This window comes from Solimonas aquatica (genome assembly GCF_900111015.1).
Classification (GTDB): domain Bacteria; phylum Pseudomonadota; class Gammaproteobacteria; order Nevskiales; family Nevskiaceae; genus Solimonas; species Solimonas aquatica.
In genome coordinates this window covers 28,003-50,360 of record NZ_FOFS01000005.1, presented here as the reverse complement: position 1 = coordinate 50,360, position 22,358 = coordinate 28,003, and the positions used below count along the sequence as shown (strand labels likewise).

The 22,358-nt window shown below is 66.3% G+C and carries 21 protein-coding genes; 18 read left to right on the top strand and 3 right to left on the bottom strand.

What is annotated here, in order from left to right; translation table 11 throughout:
• Nucleotides 1-56: 56 nt before the first annotated feature.
• Complete coding sequence (locus BMY12_RS07335; RefSeq protein ID WP_093283982.1) at nt 57-902, bottom strand: protein NO VEIN domain-containing protein; 846 nt, start codon at nt 900-902, stop codon at nt 57-59.
• A 368-nt stretch (nt 903-1,270) separates the two neighbouring features.
• Here BMY12_RS07335 and BMY12_RS07330 point away from each other — a divergent pair, with 368 nt between their 5' ends.
• From BMY12_RS07330 to BMY12_RS07320, 3 genes are read left to right on the top strand one after another with little or no spacing between them, the layout of a single operon-like run.
• Nucleotides 1,271-2,476: a flavin-dependent monooxygenase gene (locus BMY12_RS07330; protein ID WP_245732400.1), complete on the top strand. Its 1,206-nt coding sequence runs from the start codon at nt 1,271-1,273 to the stop codon at nt 2,474-2,476.
• 56 nt (nt 2,477-2,532) lie between these two features.
• Nucleotides 2,533-4,245: an FAD-dependent oxidoreductase gene (locus BMY12_RS07325; protein ID WP_093283980.1), complete on the top strand. Its 1,713-nt coding sequence runs from the start codon at nt 2,533-2,535 to the stop codon at nt 4,243-4,245.
• Nucleotides 4,246-4,252: 7 nt separating this feature from the next.
• Nucleotides 4,253-5,008, top strand: a complete 756-nt coding sequence (locus BMY12_RS07320) for an SDR family NAD(P)-dependent oxidoreductase (RefSeq protein WP_093283977.1) — start codon at nt 4,253-4,255, stop codon at nt 5,006-5,008.
• A gap of 89 nt (nt 5,009-5,097) precedes the next feature.
• On the opposite strand, the gene BMY12_RS07315 is transcribed toward BMY12_RS07320, so the two are convergent.
• Nucleotides 5,098-5,739 carry a hypothetical protein gene (locus BMY12_RS07315; protein WP_143068880.1) on the bottom strand — a complete coding sequence of 214 codons (642 nt, stop codon included), beginning with the start codon at nt 5,737-5,739 and terminating at the stop codon, nt 5,098-5,100.
• Between the two features lie 190 nt (nt 5,740-5,929).
• Here BMY12_RS07315 and BMY12_RS07310 point away from each other — a divergent pair, with 190 nt between their 5' ends.
• Together BMY12_RS07310 and BMY12_RS07305 are read left to right on the top strand one after the other, a co-directional pair.
• Nucleotides 5,930-6,997: an NAD-dependent epimerase/dehydratase family protein gene (locus BMY12_RS07310; RefSeq protein WP_093283972.1), complete on the top strand. Its 1,068-nt coding sequence runs from the start codon at nt 5,930-5,932 to the stop codon at nt 6,995-6,997.
• A 2-nt stretch (nt 6,998-6,999) separates the two neighbouring features.
• Entirely contained in the window at nt 7,000-7,887 is an 888-nt protein-coding gene (locus BMY12_RS07305) for an RluA family pseudouridine synthase (RefSeq protein ID WP_093284563.1), read from the top strand.
• 120 nt (nt 7,888-8,007) lie between these two features.
• Here BMY12_RS07305 and BMY12_RS07300 read toward each other — a convergent pair whose 3' ends face one another.
• Nucleotides 8,008-11,142, bottom strand: coding sequence for a parallel beta-helix domain-containing protein (locus tag BMY12_RS07300; protein ID WP_245732399.1), 3,135 nt, complete (start codon nt 11,140-11,142; stop codon nt 8,008-8,010).
• A 253-nt stretch (nt 11,143-11,395) separates the two neighbouring features.
• On the opposite strand from BMY12_RS07300, the gene BMY12_RS07295 reads away from it, so the two are divergent.
• The 13 genes from BMY12_RS07295 to ubiB all read left to right on the top strand — a co-directional run bounded on the left by BMY12_RS07295 (nt 11,396) and on the right by ubiB (nt 22,257).
• Entirely contained in the window at nt 11,396-12,412 is a 1,017-nt protein-coding gene (locus tag BMY12_RS07295; protein ID WP_093283970.1) for an aromatic ring-hydroxylating oxygenase subunit alpha, read from the top strand.
• A 71-nt stretch (nt 12,413-12,483) separates the two neighbouring features.
• Nucleotides 12,484-12,810, top strand: coding sequence for a 2Fe-2S iron-sulfur cluster-binding protein (locus tag BMY12_RS07290; RefSeq protein WP_093284558.1), 327 nt, complete (start codon nt 12,484-12,486; stop codon nt 12,808-12,810).
• A 54-nt stretch (nt 12,811-12,864) separates the two neighbouring features.
• Complete coding sequence (gene dapF, locus BMY12_RS07285; protein WP_093284556.1) at nt 12,865-13,704, top strand: diaminopimelate epimerase; 840 nt, start codon at nt 12,865-12,867, stop codon at nt 13,702-13,704.
• Complete coding sequence (locus BMY12_RS07280; RefSeq protein WP_093283967.1) at nt 13,692-14,396, top strand: DUF484 family protein; 705 nt, start codon at nt 13,692-13,694, stop codon at nt 14,394-14,396. The genes dapF and BMY12_RS07280 overlap by 13 nt, the downstream gene beginning before the upstream one ends.
• A 10-nt stretch (nt 14,397-14,406) precedes the next feature.
• A complete protein-coding gene (gene xerC / locus BMY12_RS07275; protein WP_093283965.1) occupies nt 14,407-15,378 on the top strand; it encodes a tyrosine recombinase XerC in 972 nt (323 codons plus the stop codon).
• Nucleotides 15,379-15,536: 158 nt separating this feature from the next.
• Nucleotides 15,537-15,764 carry a hypothetical protein gene (locus BMY12_RS07270; protein ID WP_093283962.1) on the top strand — a complete coding sequence of 76 codons (228 nt, stop codon included), beginning with the start codon at nt 15,537-15,539 and terminating at the stop codon, nt 15,762-15,764.
• Between the two features lie 145 nt (nt 15,765-15,909).
• Complete coding sequence (mddA, locus tag BMY12_RS07265; RefSeq protein WP_093283960.1) at nt 15,910-16,677, top strand: methanethiol S-methyltransferase; 768 nt, start codon at nt 15,910-15,912, stop codon at nt 16,675-16,677.
• 137 nt (nt 16,678-16,814) lie between these two features.
• The gene (gene hslV / locus BMY12_RS07260; RefSeq protein WP_093283957.1) at nt 16,815-17,357 is read left to right on the top strand and encodes an ATP-dependent protease subunit HslV; all 543 of its coding nucleotides are present in this window, start codon (nt 16,815-16,817) and stop codon (nt 17,355-17,357) included.
• Between the two features lie 33 nt (nt 17,358-17,390).
• Nucleotides 17,391-18,716, top strand: a complete 1,326-nt coding sequence (hslU, locus tag BMY12_RS07255) for an ATP-dependent protease ATPase subunit HslU (protein ID WP_093284553.1) — start codon at nt 17,391-17,393, stop codon at nt 18,714-18,716.
• A 2-nt stretch (nt 18,717-18,718) separates the two neighbouring features.
• Nucleotides 18,719-19,138, top strand: a complete 420-nt coding sequence (locus BMY12_RS07250; protein ID WP_093283955.1) for a gamma-butyrobetaine hydroxylase family protein — start codon at nt 18,719-18,721, stop codon at nt 19,136-19,138.
• A gap of 142 nt (nt 19,139-19,280) precedes the next feature.
• On the top strand, nt 19,281-20,069 hold the full coding sequence (gene ubiE, locus BMY12_RS07245; RefSeq protein ID WP_093284550.1) for a bifunctional demethylmenaquinone methyltransferase/2-methoxy-6-polyprenyl-1,4-benzoquinol methylase UbiE: 789 nt from the start codon (nt 19,281-19,283) through the stop codon (nt 20,067-20,069).
• On the top strand, nt 20,069-20,683 hold the full coding sequence (locus BMY12_RS07240; RefSeq protein WP_093283952.1) for a ubiquinone biosynthesis accessory factor UbiJ: 615 nt from the start codon (nt 20,069-20,071) through the stop codon (nt 20,681-20,683). Before ubiE ends, BMY12_RS07240 begins: the two co-directional genes overlap by 1 nt.
• Nucleotides 20,680-22,257: a ubiquinone biosynthesis regulatory protein kinase UbiB gene (ubiB, locus tag BMY12_RS07235; protein ID WP_093283950.1), complete on the top strand. Its 1,578-nt coding sequence runs from the start codon at nt 20,680-20,682 to the stop codon at nt 22,255-22,257. The genes BMY12_RS07240 and ubiB overlap by 4 nt, the downstream gene beginning before the upstream one ends.
• Nucleotides 22,258-22,358: the final 101 nt, after the last annotated feature.

The following is a 22,358-nucleotide window of genomic DNA, read 5'->3' as shown; positions in this document are numbered from 1 at the left end:
GAACCGCGAGGCTGGGGGCCGGGTCGGGGCCATCGGCCTAGCCGAAGCGCCGGGTTTCATCGCGGCGATGCAAGATAGGTTCTCGGTGAAAGCAGGCAGCTAACTTCGATTGCGCCAGGCAGGGTGTAAAGCCGAGGCGTTTGTCGGAAATCAAAGAGGCGATAAACCTGATACCTCTCCGCCTCTCGATTTGACACCGCGACCTCATTGCTCGACACATAGAACGGCGTCTCGCTTCCGTACTTAGTAGTCTTGACTTCAATTAGCAGCTCTTTGCCGGACACGTCGAAGCTCATGATGTCGAATCCCGCTGAATCCCCCCTAATCTTTGCCGTATGCTCGATCTGCGATGCGAGTCGCTCCTGGCCGAGAGAGATCAGTCGCGCCGTTTCGTAGTTGAGGACGAAGGTCTCGCCAGCTGCCCCAAGTGATCTATTGCGGGCTTCGCGCTCTAGATAGTTTGTAGTGAGGTGAATTCTGTTTGGGGAAGGCTCAGCGATTCGAAGCGACCCAGGCTGCTCTTTCGCCTCAGGGCGGGCCGTAAGTACGGCCAATATGTCGTCCACATCTGGAACCACTATTGGTCGCTCCACATCTGAAGCTGCCAAGTCGGTAATCGTCCTATCTTTGTCCAGGCGGTCCGCCAGCACGTCAACGAGGAGTGCCTGATAGTTCGACCTTGGTTTGTAGCCGCTTATATAAGGAAAGCCGGCTTCCAGAAGCGCCGCGCTGATGTTGGCATGCTTAAATTCGATGGACGCCTCTGAGCGATTGGCTAGCTTCTTCCGTAGCTCGCGGCGATGAGATGCTTTGTTGTACGCCACACCTGCAAGCTCGGCGGCGAGCATGGCCATGTAGTCCTGGACGATTGCTTCAACCTCCTGTTTGCTCCAGTCGTTCATATGCTCGCTTCAGGGCTCCTGGGTGAAGCCGATTGCCTTGGCTTGCCGACCGTCTGGCCGGAGCGGCGTAGCCGAGGAGGTTGGTACGTCATGTGGAACTGCTGGTCTGGCGCCTTAGTCACTTGAAGTCCGGAAAGCCTGCCAGTAATTTTTTTCTGCATTGGTTGTCGAGCCCAGCTCAAACTGTAAAACCAAGCTCGCATCAACAAAAGCCCAGCCCCCAGCGCCCTTAGCACATCACCACCCACGCCCCAGCAACACCACGCCTTACGTCCCACGCCACCCTCACCAATTCGGGTGAGGCCCCCCCCGCCGTTTTCCCCGATAAAGGCATCCGTACCACAGCCTTTATTTGCGGGAGAACACCGGTGTCCAGCCCAGCTCTCAAGACTTCCCCCAGCCTGCTTCAGCCCACGCCGGAGCAGCTCGTGCAGCGTGCGCGGGCGATGGTGCCGCGCCTGAAGGAGCGGGCGGCCAAGACGGATGCCGAGCGCAAGGTGCCGGACGAAACCGTGCGCGAGATGAAGGAGGCCGGCTTCTTCCGCGTGCTGCAGCCCAAGCTCTACGGCGGCTACGAGATGGACCCGCAGGTGTTCTACGAGGTGCTGATGACGCTGGCGGAGGGCTGCATGTCCACGGCCTGGATCTACGGCGTGATCGGCGTGCACAACTGGCAGATGGCGCTGTTTGATCCGCGCGCCGCCGCCGAGGTCTGGGCGCAGGACACCGACGTGCTGATCGCCTCCACCTACATGCCCAAGGGCCAGGTGAAGCCGGTGGACGGGGGCTTCCGCTTCTCCGGGCGCTGGGGCTTTTCCAGCGGCATCGATCACTGCGAATGGGTGCTGCTGGGCGGCCTGATCTTCAACGAGGGCCAGCCGCCGGAGTACCGCACCTTCCTGCTGCCGCGCCGCGACTTCAAGGTGCTGGACACCTGGCATGTGATGGGCCTCAAGGGCACGGGCTCCAAGGACATCGTGGTGGAGGACGCTTTTGTGCCGGAGTACCGCACGCACAAGGCTTCCGACGGGTTCATGGGCACCAACCCGGGCCGCGAGACCTTCACCGCCGATCTGTACAAGCTGCCCTTCGGCCAGATCTTCGTGCGCGCGGTGTCCTCGGCGGCCATCGGCGGCCTGCAGGGCGCGCTGGACACCTTCCTGGATTTCGCCAAGGTGCGCGTCGGCGACATGGGCAACAAGACTTCCGAGCAGCCGCCCGCCCAGCTGGCCGCCTCGGAAACGGCGCTGGCCATCGATGAGATGAAGCTGGTGCTCAACCGCAATTTCGAAGTGCTGATGAAGAGCATCCGCGCCGGTGAGCCGCTGTCGGACATCCAGCAGCGTCTGCGCTTCCGCCATCAGGCGGCGCAGGTGGTGGAGCGCTGCGCCAAGCAGGTGTACCAGCTGTTCTCGGTCTGCGGCGGTCGCGGCATCTTCACGGACTTTCCGCTGCACCGTTACCTGTTCGACATCATGGCTGCGCGCGGGCATTACGCGAACAACCCGGATCAGTTCGGGCGCAATTACGGCGCGGTGATGCTGGGCAAAGAGAACACGGATTACTTCATTTGACGTTCCTGTCACCGCTCCGGCCATCCCTGGCCGTGGATTCAAACTAGAGACTGGATATGAGTGCAGCACCGGGCTGGGATCAGGAATTTGATGTCATCGTCGTCGGCTCCGGCGGCGGTGGCATGACGGCGGCACTGTGCGCGCAGGCGCAGGGCTTGTCGGCGCTGGTGATCGAGAAGGACGCGCTCTACGGCGGCACCAGCGCGGTGTCGGGCGGCGGCATCTGGATTCCCTGCAATGACGATATTGCCGCCAGCGGTGGCAGCGACTCCTACGAAGAAGCGCTCACCTATCTCAAGGGCCTGATCAGCGAAGAGGAAGTGCCGCGCGCGCGCCTGGAGGCGTATCTGAAGAACGCGCCGGAGATGGTGCGTTACCTGAAGCGCCTGGGCGTGCACTTCCGTGGTGTGAAGCTGTACCCGGACTACTACCCCGACCGCCCCGGCGGCAAGGAAGGCCGCCGCTCCATGGAGCCGGCCGACTTCGACGCGCGCCTGCTGGGCGATGCCTTTCAGCATCAGCGTGCCGCCTATGCCAGCACCCTGCTCATGGGCCGCATCTCCATGGATCAGGTGGAAGCGCACAAGCTGTTCTCGCGCAGCCCCGGCTGGATCAAGCTCACGCTCAAGCTGATGCTGGGCTACTGGCTGGACTTCTCCTGGCGCCGCAAGAGCGCGCGCGACCGGCGTCTGGTGCTGGGTCAGGCCATGGTCGGGCAGCTGCGCTATGCGCTGGCGCAGCGCGGCGTTCCGCTGTGGCTCAACACCGGCATGGACGAGCTGATTCATGAGAATGGCCGCGTCGTGGGCCTGAGCGCCACGCAGCAGGGCAAGCGTCTGCGCCTGCGTGCGCGGCGCGGTGTGGTGCTGGCCTGCGGCGGCTTCGAATCCAATCAGCAGATGCGCGAGCAGTACCTGCCCAAGCCCACCAGCACCGCCTGGAGCGCGGCGCCGCCCATCAATCATGGCGACGGCATCCGCGCCGGCCAGCAGCTGGGCGCGGGCCTGAAACTCATGAACGAGGTCTGGGGCGCGCCCACCGCGCGCAAGCCCGGGCAGCCCTATCAGGTGCCGCTGTTCGTGGAGCGCGGCATGCCCAACTGCCTCGCGGTGAACGCCAGGGGCGAGCGCTTCGTCAATGAAGCGGCGGCGTATCCGGATTTCGTGCGCACCATGTACGCCAAGCAGGCGGTGCCCTGCTGGTTCGTGTTCGACGCCACCTTCCGCTACAAGTATCCGATGGGCATCTTCCTGCCCGGCCAGATCGAACCGGACAGCAAGCTGCCCAGGGACTGGCTGGATTCGGTGTATTACCGCGCCGACAGTCTGGAAGCCCTGGCCGCGAAGATCGGCGTGGATGCTGCGGGCCTGAAGCGCAGCGTGGCGCAGCTCAATGATTACGCGCGCAGCGGCGTGGATGCGCAGTTCGGCAAGGGCCGCACCGCCATCGACCGCTATTACAGCGATCCCGCCGTCAAGCCCAACACCTGCCTGGGGCCGGTGATCAAGCCGCCGTTCTACGCCGTGCGCTTCGATCCGGGCGACATCGGCACCAAGGGCGGCCTGAACGTGGACGCGCGAGCGCGCGTGCTGCGCGAGGACGGCAGCGTGATCGAAGGCCTCTACGCCACCGGCAACACCTCGGCGGCGGTGATGGGCTCCACCTATCCGGGTGCCGGCGCCACGCTGGGGCCGGCGCTCACCTTCGCCTATATCGCCGCGCTGGACATCGCACAGCAGAGCGCGCGCGACGTGCGCGCCGCCGCCTGAGCACGGCATGCGTCTGCAAGGACAGGTGGCCCTGGTCACCGGCGCGGGCCAGGGTGTGGGGCAGGGCATCGCCTATGCACTGGCCAGCGAAGGCGCCGCCGTGGCCCTGCTCGGCCGCACCGCCGCCAAGCTGGAGCAAACCGCTGCCGGCATCGAGAAGCGCGGCGCGCGCGCGCTGGTGATTGCCGCCGACATCAAGCAAGCCGAAACGCTGGCGGCCGCCGTTGCGCAGACCGTGGCGCAGCTGGGCGGCATCCAGATTCTGGTCAACAACGCGCAGGAAGTGCCGCTGGGCAAGTTGCTGGAAGTGAGCGAGGCGAGCGTGGAAGCCGGCTGGCAGTCCGGACCCATGGCCACGCTGCGGCTGATGAAGCTCTGCTATCCGCATTTGAAAGCGCGCGGCGGCAGCATCGTCAATCTCGCCACGCCCGCCGCCAAGCGCTGGGACCTCAGCGGCTACGGCGCCTACGCGGCGGTGAAGGAAGCGATCCGCCAGCTCACGCGCGCGGCGGCCTGCGAGTGGGGCGGGGAGGGCATCCGCGCCAACGCCATTCTGCCCCTGGCCGATTCACCGGCCATGGCCTGGTGGACGCGCGAGCGGCCGCAGGAAGCATCGGCGTTTCTGGCTACGGTGCCGCAGCATCGTGTCGGCAGCTGCGAGCAGGACATCGGCCGCTTCGTGGCGCTGCTGTGCAGCGCGGACTGCGCTTATGTGAACGGGCAGAGCATTGCCCTGGACGGCGGGCAGGTGTTTCTGGGCTGAGGGCAGCGCTTGATTGCCCGGAGCGCAGGAAAGCCGCGCTTTTGCGTAGCCACCTGAAAAACGCCACGGACGGCGTTTTCGGCAAGCCCTTAGAACTGCCACACCATCCGCAGCTGCCAGATGGCGCCCAGGCCCTCGTCGCGGCCCTTGAGATCGCTCCAGTGCACGCGCTGCAGAATCAGGCGACCGTTGCCGGAAGCGTCGAGCAGGCGGTCGGCATCGAGCACCAGCTGCGGCGCCAGATCCAGATGTCGCTGACCCATGCCGCCGACGCGGTACGCGGGCTCGCGCACCACTTCCAGGCAAGCGCCCAGCGACCACAGCTTGCCTTCCAGCCGGCTGCTGTCGCCGTTCATGTCCCAGCGCATGCCGCGGCTCACCGCGTCGCGTGCGGGCAGCATGTCCAGGTGCAGCTTGCCGGCGTCGGGCAGATCGAAGTCCATGCCGATGCCGCCGCGGATATTGGCGCCCCGGCTGCCGCGATCGATATCGATCAGACCATGCAGCGAGGTGTGCGCGCTCACGCTGGTGCTGCCGGACAGCGAGCCGGTGGTGATGCTCAAGCCGGAAGCCGTGGCGCTCAGCGTCGGGGAGGTGGTCCAGAACGGCGCCGGCTCACGCTGCTGCGCCAGGACGCTCTGGCTGCAGATCAACGCCAGTCCGCAGAGCAGGCAGCTTGAGCAGCTCGGTTGCGCCTGCCCTGCCCCGGTCTGATCCGCCGCCTTCCTCATCGCCGTCTCTTCTTCTTTTGCTTCTGGATTCGCTGTCTGGTCCTAGCATCGACGGCGCCGCCGCCGCGCACCGGGGGACGGCGACGAGCGGAAGAAAACAGTGGACGGCGGGCGTGGCGTCGCCGCCGGTATCCATGTTGCAGCGCAGCAGTTAGGATGCGCTGATCGGAGGGCGACGCAAGGGGGGCTCATGCAGATCGATCGATCCAGGCCGGTGCTGGTCACGGGCGGCAACGGCTACATCGCATCCTGGCTGGTGAAGATGCTGCTGGAGGATGGCATGGACGTGCACGCCACCGTGCGCGACCCCAGTGACAACCGCAAGGTGGGTCATCTGCTCCAGCTGGCGCAGCACACGCCGGGCAAGCTCAGCCTCTATCCGGCCGATTTGCTCAAGGACGGCAGTTTCGATCTGGCGATGGCCGGCTGCGAGCTGGTGTTCCACACCGCCTCGCCCTTCGTGATCAGCGGCATCCGCGATCCGCAGAAGCAGCTGGTGGACCCGGCGGTGAACGGCACGCGCAATGTGCTGGCCAGTGCCGACCGCTGCGCCAGCGTGCGGCGCGTGGTGCTCACTTCCAGCTGCGCGGCGATCTACGGCGACAACATCGATCAGCAGGACGTGCCCGGTGGCGTGTACACCGAGGCGCAGTGGAACAGCAGCAGCAGCCTGCAGCACCAGCCTTACAGCTATTCCAAGCTGGCCGCCGAGCGCGCCGCCTGGGAGATGGCGCGCGCGCAGGACCGCTGGCAGCTGGTGGTGATCAATCCCGGCCTGGTGCTGGGGCCGGCGCTGACGCGGGCCAGCGATTCCACCAGTCTGGACGTGATCAAGCAGTTCATCGACGGCCGTCTGGCCCTGGGCGCGCCCGATCTGGATTTCGTGGTGGTGGACGTGCGCGACGTGGCGCTGGCGCACATCCGCGCCGGCCTGCTGCCGGAGGCCAGCGGCCGCCACATCACCATCAGCCAGACCATGAGCCTGCTGGAGATGGGCCGCGTGCTGCGCCGTCACTACGGCTGGCGCTACCCGTTTCCGCGCTGGCGCGCGCCCAAGTGGCTGGCCTGGCTGCTGGCGCCGATCAGCGGCGTCACGCGCGACTTCATCAGCCGCAACGTCGGCTATCCGCTGCGCTTTGACAACTCCTATGCCTGCCGCGATCTGCAGATGCGGTTCCGGCCCTTCGAAGAAACGCTGGTGGATCACTTCCAGCAGCTGATCGACGACGGCGTGGTCAAGGACCGGCGCCCGCGGTGATCATGCAAGGCACGCCACCACTGCGCGAAGGCGTGGGCGCCAGCACCGTGCGCCTGCCGCCGGGAGCCTGGCGCAGCGTGCTGGATTTTCTGGTGCAGCACTTTGCCGACGTGGGCGAGGCCAACTGGCGCTCACGCTTCGCGCGCGGCCTGGTGCTGAACGAACAGGGCCGGCCGCTGACGCCGGACGCGCCCTACGTGGTCGGCGCGCGCCTGCATTACTACCGCGAGCTGCCGCCGGAACCGGTGATTCCCTTCACCGCCAAGATTCTGTTTCAGGACGAGCAGCTGCTGGTGGCCGACAAGCCGCATTTCCTGCCGGTGCTGCCCTCGGGCCGCTTCGTGCAGGAGACGCTGCTGGTGCGTCTCAAGCGCGAGCTGGGTCTGGCCGAACTCACGCCGCTGCATCGCATCGACCGTGAAACCGCAGGCCTGGTGCTGTTCTCCTGCCAGGCTGCCACGCGCGGACGCTACCAAGCGCTGTTCGCGCAGCGCCTGGTGGAGAAGACCTACGAGGCCATCGCGCCGATGCTGCCGCAGCTGCGCCTGCCCTACACGCACAAGAGCCGCATGGTGGAAGGCGAGCCCTTCTTTCGCATGCGCGAGGTGGTCGGCGAGGCCAACAGCGAGACGCGCATCGAGCTGCTGGAGCGGCGCGGTCTCTGCAATCTCTACCGCCTGCTGCCGGTGACGGGGCGCAAGCATCAGCTGCGCGTGCATCTGGCAGGCCTGGGCGCGCCGATTCTGAACGATTCGATGTATCCGCAGCTGCAGGAGCGTGAAGCGGATGACTACTCCCGGCCGCTGCAGCTGCTGGCGCGCGGCCTGCGCTTCATCGATCCGCTCAGCGGCCAGCTGCGCGAGTTTGAGAGTGAGCGTGTGTTGACCTGAACGCCCCCTCTCCCGCGAGGGGAGAGGGGCATGGTGTCGTTCGAGTCTGAAGCGTTCAAGTTGTTTGCGAACCCAAGCCCTCTCCCCTTGCGGGAGAGGGCCTGGGGAGAGGGGGCTCTCCTACTTCGCGCAACTCGTCGAACCCGGATAAGCCGCCTCATCGGCCCTGGTCACGCTGTCGATCCACAGCTGCACCAGGGCATGGCCTTCTTCGTCCACCACGCTGCGCGCCAGCGGCGGCATGCGTGCAGCGGGTGTGAGCGCCGTGGGGCCGATGCGGAATTCGACGATGGAATCCGCGGACAGTCCCGGATGGATGTCATAGCTGCGGCCGCCATTGCCTTCCTGGCCGGTGGCGGTGGGACGCTTGCAGATGCCGTAGCCGCCATCGACCTTGCGCAGTGAATCCAGATAGAAGCCGGTGTTGGCGGCAAAGCCGCGCGCGTTGTGGCAGTGCTGGCAGTTCACTTCCAGCCAGGCGCGGGCGCGGGCTTCGATGTCCTGCGCGCTGCCGGCGGCGTAACCGGCATCGCCGGGCTTGTTGAAGGTGGGGCTGCGTTCCAGCTTGCCGGCGATCTGCGTCGCGCCGTCCACGCCCAGATCACTGGGGCAGCCGGCGAGCAGGCCGTGATCGCACCACCACTGGATCTGATTCAGGCCGCGCTCCGGATGCTGCGACAGGCCGCTGACGCGCAGCGATTCCGGACGCCAGGCGCGGTTCATGAACCGCACCTTGGTGCCGATGGGCGCGGCGCCCGGCTCCTGGTCCTCGCGCGAATGGCAGTTCAGGCACTGATTGGCATTGGGCACCGTGTAGCTCGTGGTGCTGCCGACATGCCGCACACCCGAGTCCACATCGGTGGTCACCCAGTGCACCGAGTCGGTCTCGCCGCCCATCGCCAGTTGCGCCACGAACTGGCCGCCGACGTTGCGCCAGACATACACCAGACCATCCCAGCGCACCTGCCCCTTGGAGTTCACGCGCTTGATCAGCAGGCGCGTCTCCAGCGGCGTTTCGCTGCCCACGGTTTCGTCGGCGAAGGCGAAGGTCTTGGCGATGATGGTGCCGGTGGGGAACACCAGCGTGGCATTGGCGCCGTCGCTGGCGGCATCGCGATAAGTGCCGTGCGTGCCGGGCGGCAGGAACACCACGCGATATTTCACCGCGTAGTCGGAGAACAGCTTGCTGTTCAGGCCATAGGGCGTGCCCTGGCCATTGGGCGTGCTGCGCGGGTCCTGCGCATTGCTGAACAGATGGTACTGATCCAGCGTCGGGCAGTTCACCGAGCTGGCGGCGAAGTTCACTTCGCCGGCCGGCACGCTGGCGCCGCACAGCGCCGCGATCTTCTCGGCGGTGGGCGCCGGATCGTAATCGCCGCTGCGCACGAAGGGCGGAATGGTGATGGGCGGCAGCAGCGGCAGGTTCTTGCCGTAGCGCGCCACGCAGTCATGCGGCGACATGTCCAGATCGGACGGCAGCTGCGCCAGCGCGCGCAGGTCGAGCTTGGAAGAGACGATCAGCTCCAGGCCCTTGGTGCCGTGGAAGTTCGCGTACTTGATGCTGTCGCGCGCGAAGTCGTTGTCGGCGTCGATGCAGGAGAACCACTCCGGCTTGATGCGCGGTGCGCCGCTGGCGGCGGTGTTGAACTTGTATTTGTTGTAATGGCAGGACGGATTGGGAACGTCATTGCCCAGCTGCGGCTTGCCGTAGGCATTGGCCGGCACCGGCTTGCCCTCGGCATCGAGCGGATACGGGCAGCCGGCGTCATAGGTGTCGAGCAGGCCGTCCCAGATGATGTGCGCGCCGCGCACGTCCAGCAGCGCCGGCGGCTGCACCTGCAGCAGGGTGCGCGGGCAGGCCAGCAGATTGGTGAGGATGCCGCAGGCCGCCTGGTTCTTCAGGCCGACGATGGCCGGCAGAAAGCGCGAGAGGTTCTGCGAAAGGATGTCCTGCAGGCTCGGCAGCGGCAGCTGATTGCCGTTGTTGACGAACTTGTTGTGGAAGATGTGCAGGCCTTCGGTGTACCAGTCGATGCGCTTCTCGCTGGGGCGGCCGGCGCCTTCAGGGAAAATCTCGTAGCTGGTGTGGATGATGCCGGCGGTGTTGTTGTCGCGGAACTCGTTGTCGAAGACGTCGATCTGGTCATAGGCCAGGGTGATCATGCCGCTGCCCGCCGGCACATTGCCGACGAAACCGCCGGAGGTGAAGTTGTAGGTGTTGTTCATGCGCGCGATGTTGCCGTGCATGCGCGAACGTTCACCGTACTGGCGCAGACCGTCGAGGTCGTAGATGAGAAAGCCGCCGGTGTTGCACTCGGCGAGATTGCTGTCGTACTCGCCGCCCTGCACGTTCTCGATCTCGAAGCCGAAGACATTGAAGGCCGAGCGGCTGTTGCGGATGATCGCGGTGTTGGTCTGGCCGACGTAGATGCCGGCGTCGGATGCACCGATGGATTCCGCGTTCTCGATCAGGATGTTCTGCGAGGACACCGGGTAGATGCCGTAGCGGCCGGACTTGCGGCTCACGGTGTAATCCGGCGAATGCGTGTCGCCGAGCACGGCCAGCGGGTCTTCCGGATTCTGCGTGGCCGGATCCGTGCAGGGCACCGACAGGCGCGTGAGGTAGTTGCTGCCGGTGATGGGGTCGGCGCTTTCGCGGCCGCCGCCCGAGGACCACATGGCGCGCACGCGGCGGATGGTGCCGTGATCCACGCCGCGCAGTTCCACGCCATTGCCGCCGGTGTCGAGCACGGTGAGGTCCTGCACGGTGATGCCGCGCGCGCTCACCACCAGAATGCCTTCCGGTGCATTGTTGTGCTTGAAGGACAGCACCGTGCCTTCGCGGCCGCAACCGCTGATCAGCACGTCCTCGGTGTGCGTGATGAGCAGGCTGCTGCTGAGTTCAAAGTAGCCGCAGCTGAAGCGGATCACATCGCCCGGCGCGGCCTGCACCATGGCGGCGATCATGTCGCGCGTGGCATTGCTGCCGGGATTGATCTGGAAGATGCGGCCTTCGCTGCTGCTGCTGCTGCTGCCGGTGCTCGCGCCGCCGCTGCTCGCCGAACCGCTGCTGGCGGAGTCGCTACCGCTGCTGCTGCCGGTACTGATGCTGCCGCTGCTGGGCGTGCTGGAGGCGCCACCGCTGCTGCCGCCGCTGGTGGCGCCGCTGTCCGGACTGCCGCCGCCGCAGGCCGCCAGCGTCAGCAAGGCCAGGCCGCCAGCCGCCATCGCGGCCGTCTTCAATCCCTTGCGCATCCCCACTCCCCGAAATGATTTGTCGTCTGTTTCGCCTGGCCCTTGCCTGGCCGGCGCAGCTTGCATCTTGCCCCTGCGTGCGCAGCAGCGGCCACGGTAAATTCATCTTATGCGGGTTTTCCCGCAGGGCGCTGGCTCACCTGAATGGACTAAGACGCAGCGCGGCGCAGCGGCGACCATGTGTCACCAATCCGGCGTCCGCCTGACATGCGCGGACGCTCAAGGCAAATCACCGCGTGAGGAGTGCTGGCACATGGGTAGTCCCAATCTCAAGGTCCTGCTCGAATCGAAGACCCTGGAGCGTTGTCCGTTCCCGATTCCGGCGGGCTGGTTCTTCGTCGATTACTCGGAGAACCTGAAGCCCGGCGAGCTGCGCAATGTGCAGCTCTTCGATCAGGAGTGGGTGCTGTTTCGTGGCGAAGGCGGCTCGGTGGGCATGAGCGACCCGTACTGCCCGCATCTGGGCGCGCACATGGGCCACGGCGGCAAGGTCTGCGGCGAGCATCTGCGCTGCCCCTTCCATCACTGGGAGTACGACGCCAGCGGCTTCTGCAAGAGCATCCCCTACGCCAAGATCGTTCCGCCCATCGTCAAGCGCGAGCCGATCCTGCGCACGCTGCCGATCAAGGAAAAGTACGGCCTGATCTGGGCCTGGTTCCATCCCGCCTGCGAACCGCCGAGCTGGGAGCTGCCGTACATCCCGGAGATCGAGGACGCCAGCGGCTACACCGGCTCGCGTCGCGGCAGCTGGACCGCCAACACCTGCATCCAGGAGATCGCCGAGAACGGCGTGGACACCGCGCATCTGAAGTTCCTGCACGGCGCGCCGATGATTCCGCCGGTGGAAGCCACGTATGACGGCCCGGTCATGAAGCTGGACATCGGCCGCGGCTACATCCTGGGCACGGCCTACGGTCCGGGCCTGAACGTCATGCGCTTCACGCAGCAGGGCGTGACCGCGACCATGATCTCCTATACCCAGCCGATCAGCGCCGAGAAGAGCCAGATGAACATGAGCTTCCGGCATCCGGACTTCGCGGCCGGCAGCACCGAGCTGCACATCGCCAAGAAGATCGTCGATCACATGATCGGCGCCGCCGAAGGCGAGGAGAGCGCGGGCTTCGAGAGCGTGGACTTCATCGTCTGGAACAACAAGAAGTATCGTCCCAATCCGCTGCTCTGCGACGGCGACGGTCCGGTGCTGCAGTTCCGCAAGTGGTTCAAGCAGTTTTACGTGGAAACCCCGGCCGAGCTGCGTCAGGGCCAATAGGCGCGGGCGGCAGGCGGTGATGCGAGCCCCGCCGAGGCGGGGCTCATTTTTTGGCGAGAAGGATGCACAGCATGGTGGTGATCAAGGTGCGCGACCGCAGCGGCACGCTGCGCGAGCTCAAGGTCGAGCGCGGCACGCTGCTCATGGAGGCGCTGCGCGACGGCGACTTCGGCGTGGAAGGCACCTGCGGCGGCGCCTGTTCCTGCGGCACCTGCCATGTCTACATCGCACCCGACTGGGCGGCGCGTCTGGCCCCGGCCGGCGAGGACGAGAAGGCGATGGTCGAGGCCATCGGCGAGCTGGCGCCGCTGCGTGAGGGCTCGCGCCTGTCCTGCCAGATCCGCCTGGACACGGCGCAGGATGGCCTGGACCTGGAGATCGCCCCCGCGATCGAGTAGGGCGTGGCCGCCCGCCGCCGACCCGCCGCCCCTGCGCGGCGTACAATGGCGGGCATGAAACTGCAGTTCACCAAGATGCATGGCGCCGGCAATGACTTCGTGGTCATCGACGCCACACGCCGGCCCTTTTCTCCCACGCCCGCCCTGTTGCACCGGCTCGCCGACCGCCGCTTCGGCGTCGGCTGCGACCAGATTCTGGTGGTGGAGCCGCCCTCGGCCGGCGATGTCGATTTCAACTACCGGATCTTCAATGCCGACGGCAGCGAGGTCGGACAGTGCGGCAATGGCTCGCGCGCCCTGGCCCGCTACGTGCGCGAGCACGGTCTGTCCGACAAGCCGCGTATCCGCGTGCGCACCGCGACCTCGGTGCTGGAGCTGGCGCAGGTCGATGCCAGCCATTACTGCGTCGATATGGGCGTGCCGCGTCTGGAGCCGGCGCAGATTCCGTTCAAGGCCGCCGCGCGCGCGGCGCGCTATACCCTGACCCTGGACAACGGCGAGCCGCTGGAAATCGGCGTCGCCAGCATGGGCAACCCGCATGCGGTGATCCGCGTCGAGGACGTGGACCTGGCGCCGGTGCATGAGCTGGGCCGCGCCCTGCAGCAGCATCCGGCGTTTCCGCAGAGCGTGAACGTGGGCTTCTTGCAGGTGCAGGCGCGGGACCGCGTGCGTCTGCGCGTCTACGAGCGTGGCACCGGCGAGACCCTGGCCTGTGGCAGCGGTGCCTGCGCGGCGGTGGTGGTGGGCCGGCTCTGGGGCCTGCTCGACGAGAAAGTGAAGGTGGTGGTGCGCGGTGGCGAGCTGGAAATCCAGTGGCCGGGCGAGAACCAGACGGTGTTGATGACCGGCCCGGCGGAAACCGTGTTCGAAGGAGAAATCGAATGGCCGAACTGAGCGCGCCCAAGGAAGCGGCGACGGTTGCCAAGCTCAATGAGCGCGAGCTGGTGGCTTATCTGAAGGCGCATCCGGATTTTCTCTCGCGGCATCCCGATCTGCTGGAAAGCATCGAGCTCAAGCATCGCAGCGGTTCGGCGGTGTCGCTGATCGAAAAGCAGGTGGAGATGCTGCGCGCCCGCAACCAGCGCCTGGAAGACCGTCTGGAGCGCCTGCTGGATGCGGCGCGTGACAACGAACGTCGCCAGGACAATGTGCATCGCCTGGCCCGCACCCTGATCCGCGCGCCCTCGCTGGCGGCGGTGGCCAAGGGTCTGGCCGACTGCATGCGCGAGGACTTCGGCATCGAAGAAACGCTGATCGGCATCAGCGCCACGCACTACAAGCGCCATGACATCGAGGGCGTGGTGCCGGTGGCGCCGGACAGCCGTCTGGCGCAGGGCCTGGAGAATTTCTTCCGCACGCGCCTGATCGAGTGCGGACCCATCGACGCCACGCGCGCCGCGCTGCTGTTCCCCAAGGCGGCGGAGACCGTGGCCTCGGCGGCGATCGTGCCGCTGGAGAAGGAAAGCAGCCTGGGCTTCGTGGCCCTGGGCGCTTACGACGGCGAACGCTTCGCGCCGCGCCAGGGCAAGCTGTTCCTGGAGCTGACCGCCGAACTGATCGCCGCCGCGGTGCGCGCGCGCACCTGAAGCCCAGCGCATGGCGCGGCCGGCCGCAGCGAAGCCTGAACCCCTCGCGCCGCCGCCGTTTCTGGTCGGCCCGCTGGCGGCGTATCGCGACTATCTGCGCTTTGAAAAGCGCAGCTCGCCGCACACCGTGGCCGCCGCCGACAACGATCTGAACCGTTTCGCGCAGTACTGCGCGCAGGCGCGGCTGAGCGCGCTCACGCAGCTGGATTCGCATCTGGTGCGCGCCTGGATCGCGGCTGAGCATCGCAGCGGGCGCGACCCGGCGACGCTGCATCGTTACCTGTCCAGCCTGCGCAGCTTCTGCCGTTTTCTGCTGCGCGAAAAACAACTGTCCGCCAATCCCGCCGCCACCGTGCGCGCGCCCAAGCATCGCCGCCGGCTGCCGGAGGTCATCGATGCCGAAACCCTCAATGCCGCGCTGGATCGTGTCGAGGACGAGGACTTTGCCGTGCGCGATCAGGCGCTGGTGGAGCTGTTCTATTCCACGGGCCTGCGTCTGGCCGAGCTGCAGGGACTCGATGCCAACGACTTCGCCGGCTCGCCGCAGACGCTCACCGTGACCGGCAAGGGCCGCAAGCAGCGTCTGCTGATGATCGGCCAGCATGCCCGCGAGGCGCTGACGGCCTGGCTCGCGCAGCGCGGGCAATGGGCCGATGCGCACGAGCCGGCGCTGTTCGTCTCCACGCGCGGCAGCCGCCTGTCGCGCGGCGCCATCGCGCAGCGTCTGCGCGTCTGGGCGCAGCGCAGCGGCCTGAATCAGCATCTGCATCCGCACCGGCTGCGCCACAGCTTCGCCACCCATATGCTGGAAAACAGCGGCGACCTGCGTGCCGTGCAGGAGCTGCTGGGGCATGCGCAGCTGTCCACCACGCAGATTTACACGCAGCTGGACTGGCAGCGCCTGGCCGGGGTCTATGATCAAGCGCATCCGCGCGCGCGACGTGCGGCTGCAAACCCGGATCCTGATGGAAGCGAGAGCTGAACGCAGGCTGAAGTGGATACCACCCCGGTCACAATCTTTTCGCTTGAGCTTGTGCGCCGCAAAAAAGCCGGTATGATTTCCGCCGTTCTCCGGGCATCACAGCTGTATGTCCGGGCTATAGAGCAAACAGTTCACAAATTTAACCCCGGGAGTTGAATATGAAGCGTAATGTTCTGATCGCGATGGGCCTCGCTGCCGCCCTCGCCCTGGCCGCCTGCGGCAAGAAGGAAGCGCCGGCTGAAGCCGCCGCTCCGGCCCCTGCCGCCGAGCAGCAGGCTGCTGACGCCGCTGCCGCCCCGGCTGCCCCGGCTGAGTCCGCGCCTGCGGCTGCCCCGGCCGAAGCCGCTCCGGCTGAAGCCGCCCCGGCGGAAGGCGAGAAGAAGTAAGTTCTGCGGAACTGATCTTCACGAAAAGGGCGCCTTCGGGCGCCCTTTTCTTTTGCGGCAAACCTAGCGAAAGATGGGGTCTGCACCGGCGCCGGTTCCCGTACACTGGGGGGTACTCATTTCATAAGACGAGGGGAGATCCGCCATGCCAAGAGCCTTGGTGCTGGCCTACGGGCTGATTTGCTACGCCGTATTTTTTCTGGTGTTTCTCTACATGGTCGCCTTCGTCGTGGCGATTGACGGTGTGGTGCCCCGGACCCTGGCGCCCGGCGAGGGCGGGTCGCTGTCCAGCGTGCTGCTGGTGAATCTGGGCCTGTTGCTGCTGTTTGGCGTGCAGCACAGCGTGATGGCGCGCAGCAGCTTCAAGCACCGGGTGTCCGCCTGGCTGCCGCCGCCGGTGGAGCGCAGCACCTACGTGCTGGCCACCAGTCTGATCCTGATGCTGATCTTCGCCGCCTGGCGGCCGCTGCCGGGCATGGTCTGGCAGGCCAGCAGTCCGGCCCTGGTCTGGGGCCTGTGGGCGCTCAATCTCTGCGGCTGGTGCATCGTGTTGCTGGCGACCTTTCTCACCAATCACTTCGACCTGTTCGGTCTGCGTCAGGTCTGGCTGCACTGGCGTCGGCAGAGCTACCAGCCGGTGCCGTTTCGCGAGTGGCTGTTCTATCGCAGCATCCGTCACCCGATGATGCTGGGCCTGTTCATCGCCTTCTGGGCCACGCCGCAGATGAGCCTGAACCACTTGTTGTTCAGCGCCGGCATGTCGATCTACATCCTGATCGGCGTGCATTTTGAAGAGCGTGCCCTGCGCCGCGAACTGGGCCAGCCCTATTGCGATTACGAGCGCCGTACCGGGCGCTTCCTGCCGCGGCTGCTGCCCGCCGGCGCGCGACAGCCGCAGAACGTGACCGGCTGAAACCCGGCGGTCGGCAAGCGACAGAGGCCGGTTTCGCGACCGGCCTTTTTGCTGCCCGTCGCCCGCGCCTTGAAAGGCCGGCGCCGTGCACCCATTACTGACACTCTTCCTCTTCTTTTTCGCGAACGGCGGCTCTCATGCAACAGTTCGATGGCACCACGATTCTCTGTGTGCGGCGCGGCACACAGCTGGCCCTGGGCGGCGACGGCCAGGTATCCATGGGCAATACCCGCATCAAGAACAATGCGCGCAAGGTGCGCCGTCTTTACAACGGCAAGGTGCTGGCGGGCTTCGCCGGCGGCACGGCCGATGCCTTCACCCTGTTCGAGCGCTTTGAAGGCAAGCTGGAAAAGCACGGCGGCCAGCTGCTGCGCGCGGCGGTGGAAATGGCCAAGGACTGGCGCACCGACCGTTATCTGCGCCGTCTGGAAGCGCTGCTGATCGTCGGCGACCGCGAGGCGGCGCTGATGGTGTCCGGCAACGGCGATGTGATGGAGCCCGAGCCGCATGGGGTGCTGGCCATCGGCTCCGGCGGCAGCTTCGCCAGCGCCGCAGCGCGCGCCCTGGTGGAGAACACCGAGCTGCTGGCGCGCGAGATCGTGGAGAAGAGTCTGCACATCGCCGCCGACATCTGCGTGTACACCAATCACAATCTCACTCTCGAAACCCTGGAAGCCTGAAGCGTGGACGCCATCGTCAAGAAGGACGCGGTGATGACGCCGCGTGAAATCGTCGCCGAACTGGATCAGCACATCGTCGGCCAGGCCAGCGCCAAGCGTGCGGTGGCCATCGCCCTGCGCAACCGCTGGCGGCGCGCGCAGATCGAAGGGCCGATGCGCGGCGAGATCCACCCCAAGAACATCCTCATGATCGGGCCCACCGGCGTGGGCAAGACCGAGATCGCACGGCGTCTGGCCAAGCTCGCCAAGGCGCCGTTCGTGAAGGTGGAGGCCACCAAGTTCACCGAGGTGGGCTATGTGGGCAAGGACGTGGAAACCATCATCCGCGATCTGGTCGACAGCGCGGTGAAGATGACCCGCGAGGTCGCGATCAAGCAGCAGCGCCATCGTGCCGAAGAGGCCGCCGAGGAGCGCGTGCTCGACGCGCTGCTGCCGCCGCCCAAGGATTTTGGCGAGGCCAGCAGCCAGCGCCAGAGCGAGAACAGCGCCGCGCGCCAGGTGTTCCGCAAGCAGCTGCGCGAGGGCAAGCTCGACGACAAGGAGATCGAACTCAAGCTGGCGCAGCCCCTGCACAATGTGCAGCTGATGGGTCCGCCGGGCATGGAAGAGATGACCCAGCAGCTGCAGGGCCTGTTCGCCAACATCGGGCAGGGTCCGGCCAAGGCGCGCAAGCTGAAGATCCGCGAGGCACTCAAGCAGCTGATCGAGGAGGAAGCCGCCAAGCTGGTGGACGAGGAAGCGATCAAGACCGAGGCGCTGAAGAACGCCGAGGAAAACGGCATCGTGTTTCTCGACGAGATCGACAAGATCTGCAAGCGCGGCGAGTACGCTGGCGCCGATGTCTCGCGCGAGGGCGTGCAGCGTGATCTGCTGCCGCTGATCGAAGGCTGCACGGTGAATACCAAGTACGGCACGGTGAAGACCGACCACATCCTGTTCATCGCCTCGGGCGCCTTCCATCTGGCCAAGCCTTCGGATCTGGTGCCGGAGCTGCAGGGCCGCCTGCCGATCCGCGTCGAACTCGATGCCCTGAAGTCGGCCGACTTCCTGCGCATCCTCACCGAGCCCAACTACTCGCTCACCGAGCAGTACAAGGCGCTGATGAAAACCGAGGGCGTGGACGTGCAGTTCACCGCCGACGGCCTGCAGCGCATCGCCGAGGTCGCCTGGCAGGTCAACGAGAGCACCGAGAACATCGGCGCGCGTCGTCTGCACACGGTGATGGAACGGCTGATGGAAGACATCGGCTACGACGCGCCGGATCAGAGCGGTACCACGCTCGCCATCGACGCCGCCTTCGTGGAGGCCAAGCTCGGCAAGCTGGCCGCCGACGAAGACCTGAGCCGGTACGTGCTGTAAGCATGCAACACGCCGCGCCCACGCAGATCCGTCTGCGCCGCCAGTCGCGCCTGCTGGAAGTGGCCTGGGCGGACGGCCGCCGCTACGAGCTGCCCTGCGAATACCTGCGCGTGTTCTCGCCCTCGGCGGAGCTGCGCGGGCATGGCCTGCCCGAGCCCATGCTGGTCGGCGGCAAGCGCGAGGTGAACATCGCGCGCATCGAGCCGGTGGGCCAGTACGCGGTGCGCCTGGTGTTCGACGACGGCCATGACAGCGGGCTGTATTCCTGGGACGTGCTCGCCGAGCTGGGTGCCGAGCAGGAGCGCAACTGGGCGCGTTACCTGCAGCGCCTGGGCGAAGCCAGGATGTCCCGCGACCGAGACGTGATGACCCTGGCCGGCCTGGTGGGCAAGTACACCCCGCCGGCGAAGTCGGGCGGCTGAAGCTTGCCGCTTCGCTCTCCCTCATCGCGCAGCGATGGGGGAGGGGGCGGAAAATCGCGGCGCGTCTTTAGTTTCTCCTGTGCGCGGTCTTGATCTGGCCCCGCCCGCGTTCCGGACGCTTGCCGCTACAATGAGCGCCGCCATGGCCCAGCCCTCCGATCCCAAGTCCCGACGCGACTCTGACGAGTCTTCCTCCACCACGCATTTCGGCTACGAACAGGTGCCGGTCGGCGAGAAGCGCCAGCGCGTGGCCGGTGTGTTCACCTCGGTGGCGGCCAAGTACGACCTCATGAATGACCTGATGTCCCTGGGCATTCACCGCGTCTGGAAGCGCTTCACCATCGATCTGGCCGGCGTGCGTCCCGGCGAGAAGGTGCTGGACGTGGCCGGAGGCACCGGCGATCTGACCCGCGAATTCGCCAAGGCCGCAGGACCCAAGGGACAGGTGATCCTGTCCGACATCAATGCCGCCATGCTGGGCGAAGGCCGCAAGCGCCTGGTCGATCACGGCCTGGTGCAGGTGCCGGCGGTGCAGGCCAATGCCGAGTGCCTGCCGTTTGCCGACGACAGTTTCGACTGCATCACCATCGGCTTCGGCCTGCGCAATGTCACCGACAAGGACGCCGCGCTGCGCTCCATGACGCGCTGCCTCAAGCCCGGCGGCCGCCTGCTGGTGATGGAATTCTCCAAGCCGCAGTCCAGCCTGCTGTCCAAGGTCTACGACGAATACTCCTTCAAGCTGCTGCCGCTGATGGGCCGTCTGGTGGCGCGCGATGAAGACTCGTACCGCTATCTGGCCGAGTCCATCCGCATGCATCCGGATCAGGCCACGCTCAAGGGCATGATGGAAAACGCGGGGCTTGCGCGCGTGCAGGTCTACAACCTCTCCGGCGGCATCGTCGCCGTGCATCGCGGCTTCAAGCTCGACTGATGCAAGCGCCGGATTTTCTGCTCGGCGCGCTGGAAGTCGCGCTCAACCGTTATCTCGCCCTGGATGGCGAGGTGCTGGCGCAATGCGAGGCACTCACCGGGCGCAGCATCGCGCTGGCCGTGGACGCGCCGGACTGGGTGTTCCTGCTGGAGTTTCATGACGGCGGCGTGCGCGTGCTGGGCGAGGATGCCGGAGTCGAGCCCGATGTGCGCGTGCAGGGCTCGCTGTCCACGCTGATGCGGCTGGCCTGGACCATCAGCCAGGGGCAGGCCGGCATTCCACAGGGCCTGCAGCTGACGGGCGATGTCGAACTGCTGCAGCGCTTCAACCGCATGCTCGCGCAAGTGGGTTTCGACCCCGAGGAATTCGCCGCGCGCTTCGTCGGCGATGCCGCCGCGCATCGTTTCAATCAGGGCCTGCAGAGCCTGCTCGGCTGGGGCCGGCGCTCCGCCGGTGACTTCGCGCAGGACACCGCCAGCTTCCTGCGCGAACAGACGCAGGATCTGGCGCGCGCGCCGGAAGTGGACGCCTGGATGGATGCCGTGGACGAGCTGCGCGACGGCGTCGAGCGGCTGGAAGCGCGGCTCAAGCGTCTGGAAGCCGGCACGCCATGAATGCGTTTTCGCGCCTGCGCCGCATCTGGCAGATCCAGCGGGTGCTGCGCCGTTATCGCCTGCGCGAGATTCTCAAGCCGCATGCGGACCGCGACCCGCGCCCGCGCGGCGAACGTCTGCGCATGGCCATCGAAGAACTCGGGCCGGTGTTCATCAAGTTCGGCCAGGCCCTGTCCACGCGACCGGACATCGTGCCTGCCGACATCGCGGCGGAACTTGCCAAGCTGCAGGATCGCGTGCCGCCGTTTGCGGGCAGCGCGGCGCGCGCCATCATCGAATCCGAACTCGGCAAGCCGGTGGACGAGATGTTTGCCGAGTTCGATGACCGTGCCCTGGCCTCGGCCTCGGTGGCGCAGGTGCACACCGCGCGCCTGAAGAACGAAGACGGCACGCCGGGCTTCGATGTGGTGGTCAAGGTGCTGCGTCCCGGCATCGAGGCGGTGATGAAGAGCGATATCGAGCTGCTGCACACGCTCGCGGCGCTGGCCGAACGCTTTTCTTCCGAGCTGCGCCGCCTGCGGCCGCGCGACGTGGTGCGCGAATACGAGAAGGTGCTGCTCGACGAGCTGGACCTGATGCGCGAAGGCGCCAACTGCGCGCAGCTGCGCCGCAACTGGCTGGGCTCCAAGCTCATCTATCACCCGCTGGTGTTCTGGGATTACACGCGCACCCGTGTGCTGGTCATGGAACGTATCTACGGCATCTCGATCCGCGAGCTGGAGCGCCTGCGCGCCCTGGATGTGGACTTCAAGGTGCTCTCCGAGCGCGGCGTGGAGATCTTCTTCAAGCAGACCTTCGTGCACAACTTCTTCCACGCCGATATGCATCCGGGCAATATCTTCGTGGACGTCTCCGATCCGCGGCAGCCCAGCTATCAGGCCGTGGACTTCGGCATCGTCGGCAGCCTCACCGCGTCCGACCAGCGTTATCTGGCGGAAAACTTCTACGCCTTCTTCAACCGCGACTACAAGCGCGTGGCCGAGCTGCATCTGGAGTCCGAGTGGATTCCGGAAGGCACGCGCGTGGAAGACTTCGAGGCCGCGATCCGCACCATCTGCGAGCCGATCTTCCAGCGCCCGCTGCGCGACATCTCGTTCGGGTTCTTCCTGCTGCGCCTGTTCCAGGTGGCGCGGCGTTTCGATTACCAGGTGCAGCCGCAGCTGGTGCTGCTGCAGAAGACGCTGCTGCAGATCGAAGGCCTGGGCCGTCAGCTCTATCCTGATCTGGATCTGTGGAAGACCGCCAAGCCGATCATGGAAGACTGGATGCGTGCGCGCCTGGGTCCCGCCGCCACCTTCGAGAAGATGCGCGCGCAGGCCCCGGGTCTGGCCGAGTCGCTGCCGGAACTCGCGCAGCAGGCCCTGCGTCACTTCAAGCGCCTGGATGCCGGCGGCAAGGACCGTGAGCTGCGCGCCCTGCGCGCGGAGATCCGCAGCGCCAACCGCCGCACGCTCACGCTCGTCGCGGCCATGGCCTGCGGCGTCGCCGCCCTGCTGTTGCGCGAAGCCGCGCCGCTGCTGCCGGCGGCGCTGGGCGCGATGGCGCTGCTGCTGGGCTGGCGCGCGCTGCGCTGAAGCCCGTCGCCGCCGAAAGATAAAGAATCACGCCAAGGCGCAGAGCAGCACGGCCAGGATAGAACTGTCATGCCCACGCAAGCGGGGATGACAGTGATCAA

Bases quoted from the DNA above. Each gene is read 5' to 3' on its own strand.
- ubiB (WP_093283950.1), top strand. From the start codon at position 20,680: ATGAATGCGTTTTCGCGCCTGCGCCGCATCTGGCAGATCCAGCGGGTG.
- BMY12_RS07325 (WP_093283980.1), top strand. From the start codon at position 2,533: ATGAGTGCAGCACCGGGCTGGGATCAGGAATTTGATGTCATCGTCGTC.
- hslU (WP_093284553.1), top strand. From the start codon at position 17,391: ATGACGCCGCGTGAAATCGTCGCCGAACTGGATCAGCACATCGTCGGC.
- BMY12_RS07315 (WP_143068880.1), bottom strand. From the start codon at position 5,739: ATGAGGAAGGCGGCGGATCAGACCGGGGCAGGGCAGGCGCAACCGAGC.
- hslV (WP_093283957.1), top strand. From the start codon at position 16,815: ATGCAACAGTTCGATGGCACCACGATTCTCTGTGTGCGGCGCGGCACA.
- BMY12_RS07305 (WP_093284563.1), top strand. From the start codon at position 7,000: ATGCAAGGCACGCCACCACTGCGCGAAGGCGTGGGCGCCAGCACCGTG.
- dapF (WP_093284556.1), top strand. From the start codon at position 12,865: ATGAAACTGCAGTTCACCAAGATGCATGGCGCCGGCAATGACTTCGTG.
- BMY12_RS07240 (WP_093283952.1), top strand. From the start codon at position 20,069: ATGCAAGCGCCGGATTTTCTGCTCGGCGCGCTGGAAGTCGCGCTCAAC.
- BMY12_RS07295 (WP_093283970.1), top strand. From the start codon at position 11,396: ATGGGTAGTCCCAATCTCAAGGTCCTGCTCGAATCGAAGACCCTGGAG.
- BMY12_RS07335 (WP_093283982.1), bottom strand. From the start codon at position 902: ATGAACGACTGGAGCAAACAGGAGGTTGAAGCAATCGTCCAGGACTAC.
- mddA (WP_093283960.1), top strand. From the start codon at position 15,910: ATGCCAAGAGCCTTGGTGCTGGCCTACGGGCTGATTTGCTACGCCGTA.
- BMY12_RS07270 (WP_093283962.1), top strand. From the start codon at position 15,537: ATGAAGCGTAATGTTCTGATCGCGATGGGCCTCGCTGCCGCCCTCGCC.
- BMY12_RS07300 (WP_245732399.1), bottom strand. From the start codon at position 11,142: ATGCGCAAGGGATTGAAGACGGCCGCGATGGCGGCTGGCGGCCTGGCC.
- BMY12_RS07320 (WP_093283977.1), top strand. From the start codon at position 4,253: ATGCGTCTGCAAGGACAGGTGGCCCTGGTCACCGGCGCGGGCCAGGGT.
- xerC (WP_093283965.1), top strand. From the start codon at position 14,407: ATGGCGCGGCCGGCCGCAGCGAAGCCTGAACCCCTCGCGCCGCCGCCG.
- ubiE (WP_093284550.1), top strand. From the start codon at position 19,281: ATGGCCCAGCCCTCCGATCCCAAGTCCCGACGCGACTCTGACGAGTCT.
- BMY12_RS07290 (WP_093284558.1), top strand. From the start codon at position 12,484: ATGGTGGTGATCAAGGTGCGCGACCGCAGCGGCACGCTGCGCGAGCTC.
- BMY12_RS07310 (WP_093283972.1), top strand. From the start codon at position 5,930: ATGCAGATCGATCGATCCAGGCCGGTGCTGGTCACGGGCGGCAACGGC.
- BMY12_RS07280 (WP_093283967.1), top strand. From the start codon at position 13,692: ATGGCCGAACTGAGCGCGCCCAAGGAAGCGGCGACGGTTGCCAAGCTC.
- BMY12_RS07250 (WP_093283955.1), top strand. From the start codon at position 18,719: ATGCAACACGCCGCGCCCACGCAGATCCGTCTGCGCCGCCAGTCGCGC.